The 4,170-nt window shown below is 31.9% G+C and carries 5 protein-coding genes and 1 pseudogene; all 6 read right to left on the reverse strand.

The features are described from left to right. Positions 1-40 precede the first annotated feature (40 nt). Positions 41-1,411 (reverse strand): hypothetical protein, encoded by a 1,371-nt coding sequence (locus J3U63_RS13020; RefSeq protein ID WP_267371809.1) that lies wholly within the window; start codon positions 1,409-1,411, stop codon positions 41-43. Positions 1,412-1,658: 247 nt separating this feature from the next. Next, positions 1,659-2,042 (reverse strand): hypothetical protein, encoded by a 384-nt coding sequence (locus J3U63_RS13025; protein WP_267348439.1) that lies wholly within the window; start codon positions 2,040-2,042, stop codon positions 1,659-1,661. 22 nt (positions 2,043-2,064) lie between these two features. After that, positions 2,065-2,451, reverse strand: a complete 387-nt coding sequence (locus tag J3U63_RS13030; protein ID WP_267348441.1) for a hypothetical protein — start codon at positions 2,449-2,451, stop codon at positions 2,065-2,067. 50 nt (positions 2,452-2,501) lie between these two features. Further along, a complete protein-coding gene (locus J3U63_RS13035; RefSeq protein WP_267371810.1) occupies positions 2,502-3,146 on the reverse strand; it encodes a hypothetical protein in 645 nt (214 codons plus the stop codon). After that, positions 3,146-3,736 (reverse strand): hypothetical protein, encoded by a 591-nt coding sequence (locus J3U63_RS13040; protein WP_267371811.1) that lies wholly within the window; start codon positions 3,734-3,736, stop codon positions 3,146-3,148. Before J3U63_RS13040 ends, J3U63_RS13035 begins: the two co-directional genes overlap by 1 nt. A gap of 54 nt (positions 3,737-3,790) precedes the next feature. Next, a pseudogene (locus J3U63_RS13045) lies at positions 3,791-4,170 on the reverse strand (hypothetical protein); the annotation flags it as partial.

Consider the following 4,170-nt stretch of genomic DNA (forward strand, 5'->3'; position numbering starts at 1 on the left):
TTTTTTTCATTCCCTTTATCCTTCTAATTTAAATCGTCGACTATTCAATTATTTTAATGGTATTAAAATCAAAATTTTCTGTATGCAAATGGCTATTATGTAATTCGTATCCAAATATTACTCCTGATATATCTTTAAATAAGTTATAGATTGCCTCTCCTATTCGAAACGTTCTAAAATGGAATTTAGCTAAAGCGTTAACAAATTCTTTATCTTTTTTGTAATCAGTTAAATTTTTAACTTTTTTAATGTACTTTGTGTCAATACTCAGACCATTTATGTGTAAAGAACTAGGAAAACAAGAGCCTTGTTCGTAGGCACTACCCGTTACAATAATATTTTCTTTAATCTCCGCCAGAGCGCCTATAAAACCTGCCAGTAAGTCTGGATTTATATATTTTCGAAAAGTTTCTTTAAGTTCATATTTTATAATTACACCACTACTTTCATAATTAAGACTATCCGGCATTCGAACCATTTGGGCTTCTTCCTTCAGCTTTTCATATAGTTTCCATACATCTCCTTGTTTGTCATGACGTCCATATTCAGCAATATTCCCATTAGTCATAGTTAGTCTTTCATAAATACTTACACCATCTTCTATTTTTATCCATTCATGAATATCACCATTTTTGTATTTCGCTCTAGCTGCAATATACCCATCACTAACGTTAGTTTTAGTTTCCTCGACAGTTCCATGATCTGGATAGTTAAATGTTTCTCTAGGAGAATCTACAAACACTTTCTTATTAATGGTATGCCATTCACAAATACAAATTTCATGCTCGTTATTATCTTTATCATGATAAACATATTGATATTTTCGCTCAAAACCAGGGGATATTTTTTCGGGTATATGCTTTTCGATTTTTCCATCCTGATAGATATGATAAGTCACAATGCCTGCTTTAAATTTAAAGTAATTCATAAGGGCAACTGGATGCATAAACCAAACCTCACCGTTTTGGCTTAACGTGGCCGGCGTTGCTGAAGTTTCGGTTTGCTCAGTTGAGGGGGGCGATGTTTGACTTTTTTCTGTTTCAGTGTCACTTTGTTCTATCTGTTGACTTTGCTTAGCTAATCCTTCAACTACATCGTCCCACCACAGCATTTTTGTCGCTTTTTCTTTGGTTTTTTCCCATAATTCTGCCTTCTCCTCTAACTCTTTTATTATGCCAAATAAGTTAAGTTGCTCCGGTGTTAATTTCTTTTCGGGGGCATCTTTATAATCTGCTGGAAAACGCTCATAGTCTCTTCTTTGTTGTTCTAAGCCTTGTTTTATTGATTCTTGTTCGCTTGCATCAAACTTACTAACATATGCATCACGTTTTGCTTCATCACCGTATTTTATATAACCCAAATAGTTTTCCGCATCATCCGTCATTTCACTGTTTAATGCTTCCCATTTCATCCGTTTATCTTCAGTATTTACCTCGGCATACCATTCTGAAACTAGAGTTTCTGCATAAAAGTTGTTTGTATGGTTAAATAAGATTATTTAATGGTATAAATTCCAAATTGAAGCCTTAGATTGGTTCTGCTTGGAGTATTTAATTTTTACAGTAATTCTGGTGTAAACTTATAAAAAATCTGAAATAAATTATGACTAACTTGAAATTAAATTCCATTTATTCCTATAATAACCTCCAATTTGAACACTATTGTTCTACATTAATAGTGTAGTTTTTTTCAAATTCTTCTGCCGGTTGATGCAGTGTATCTAAAGTAATACCATGCATTTTAATTACTATGGTTCCTGTTACTATAGGAGTTCCCTTAATAATAAGATGATTATATGCATGCTTTGCATCTAAATCGAAAGGCGCTAATTCAAGACCGGAATTTTTGGGCTCAATTCGATAATCAAAAATTCTATCAATTACAGGACCAAGGTGAATATAAATTTCAGCATAATAAGGTTTATTTAATGTGGCATCAGGTAAATTTTTCGGTAAAATTTTCCCTTTTGATACGCAACCAGCAAGCACAAAGATCAAAAGTAGTTTGATTAGTAAGGTTAAATAATATCGTGATTTTTTCATATAATTTATTCCAATTTAAATACTATTGTTCAACGTTAATAGTATAAATTTTTTTAAATTCTTTTCCAGAGAACATTGTACCATAAGTACTACCTGCAATTTTAATCTTAATCATTCCGGTTACTTTAGGGCTTCCTTTTACAGCAAGATGATTATATGCAGCAGGTGAGTTTAAATCGTAAGGCGCTAACTCAATTCCTGAATTTTCAGGTTCAATTTGATAATGAAAACTTCTACCAATTACAGGACCTGGACCAACGTAAATAAAAATTTCAGCATAATAAGGTTTATTTAATGTGGCATCAGGTAAATTTTTCGGTAAAATTTTCCCTTTTGATGCGCAACCAGCAAGCACAAAGATCAAAAGTAGTTTGATTAGTGAGGTTAAATAATATCGTGATTTTTTCATAGAAACTCCATGCTTAGGTTTATTTAATTTTTGTTAACTAAAGTATTTTTTTAAGGAATTTTACTCACGATAATAGCAGCAAACGAACATTGCACAACATCTTTCAAAAAGATTCCAGCTCTCAACCAATTTTTCACCTTTCTCCATGAAAATAGCTCAAGCTGAACTTCTTCCGTTAATGAGGTTTGTTCAGTTATGTCTTGACCATTAAGTAATTTTAATTTGTCTGTCCAAACTATCCAGTGATCTTTAGTTGTAGATTCTTCGCCATATAAAAGTAGCGATGCGGCTATTAGTACAATAACATGGGTATCCGGGCGTATATAAGAATTTAAACGACATAAATCGGCCAAAGTTAAATGTGGTCCAGTAATCTGTGTCATTATATTTGTATTAATATCATATAAAATTTTAGTACCAGACTTTTCAAACCATGTTTTAAGGTCACCGGCGGTGCTAATACCTTGAGCTTGATCATCAGGTGAGTCGTAATCAAAAAGATTATTTTCTGAATCCCTTAAACTCGCTAAGGTCATCCAATCTATGGGAGGTATTTTTGGTTGATTATCTTCTTTAAAAAACTTACTGGGGTGACGACAACCATAACTTGGTTTTATTTTTAAAGTGCCAATTTTAGTTTCACCCGATTCCCAAAGTTCTTTTACAACCTGTTGATATAAATCTGATCTATCCATTAATAAACAATAAAAGAACACTGCCGGTCCACATAAACTAGCCTCACCTTGATCAGGAAAATCATATTTTTTTTCAATCTTTCTTTTAAAGCTCTTTTAACTTTAGTTTTATCAAAAGGATCTAACAGAACATCTGGTGGGAGTTCTTTAACCTCAAAAGCTTTTGATTTGAAAGTTATTTTAACTTCATATATAGGTACGCCTCCATATTGAGTTTTTTCGGTTGTTTCATTGTATTCAAACTCCCTTGATATACCCCACTTTTTTTCTGACGTGACAAAACCCTTAAGCGGAATAATTGCTGTCATAGGTTCAGGTAATACTTCATATTCATCCTCACCTAGTTTATGGTATAGATTTAGCTCTAATATATAAGATGTAGTATCTGGATCTGAAATATCTAGTGAAGGATGAACTAGCGTTTTCTTATCAGATTGTAATGGCTGTTTGCCTGTAGATTTTAAAGCATAAATTTTATTACCCTTATCATCTATTTTATATAACTCCATTTCATAAATAATATATTTATGATTGGTATTTGTCTTTATACTTGTGGAGATGTTGTATACTGTCATTTGAGTTTGAACCATTATTTTAATCATTTATTTTTATAGTTAAAAAATAACCATCTAATTATTAATGTTTTACAGGTTAATAATTTCTCCTTTACTCGTTTTACTTAGAATTAAGCGAATAGTAATTTTTTCTTCTTTTTCAGTATAAAACCTTTCTGTATAACCGTTATCATCAGTTTCACCGCATATAACTGAACCATCTTCCATAAAAGCTAAATATTTAGTCTTTTTATATGGTTCCGCTTCATCATTAACCATAAGAAACTTTAAGCTATATTTATCATTTTGGTCTAATTTATTTGGCAAGAATTCAGTTACAATAGTCTCAGGTAATGTTATCTCTGATCTATTTTTTTGTGCAGTGCCCATTTTTTGCAGGGCATTGCTTTTTATATACACATTACCAGCTGTACCGAGTTCAATCCCCTCTTCACTGATTTTGATATAAG

The organism is Gilliamella sp. B2838, assembly GCF_026536185.1.
Classification (GTDB): domain Bacteria; phylum Pseudomonadota; class Gammaproteobacteria; order Enterobacterales; family Orbaceae; genus Gilliamella.

Bases quoted from the DNA above. Each gene is read 5' to 3' on its own strand.
- J3U63_RS13035 (WP_267371810.1), bottom strand. From the start codon at position 3,146: ATGGATAGATCAGATTTATATCAACAGGTTGTAAAAGAACTTTGGGAA.
- J3U63_RS13020 (WP_267371809.1), bottom strand. From the start codon at position 1,411: ATGAAATGGGAAGCATTAAACAGTGAAATGACGGATGATGCGGAAAAC.
- J3U63_RS13025 (WP_267348439.1), bottom strand. From the start codon at position 2,042: ATGAAAAAATCACGATATTATTTAACCTTACTAATCAAACTACTTTTG.
- J3U63_RS13030 (WP_267348441.1), bottom strand. From the start codon at position 2,451: ATGAAAAAATCACGATATTATTTAACCTCACTAATCAAACTACTTTTG.
- J3U63_RS13040 (WP_267371811.1), bottom strand. From the start codon at position 3,736: ATGGTTCAAACTCAAATGACAGTATACAACATCTCCACAAGTATAAAG.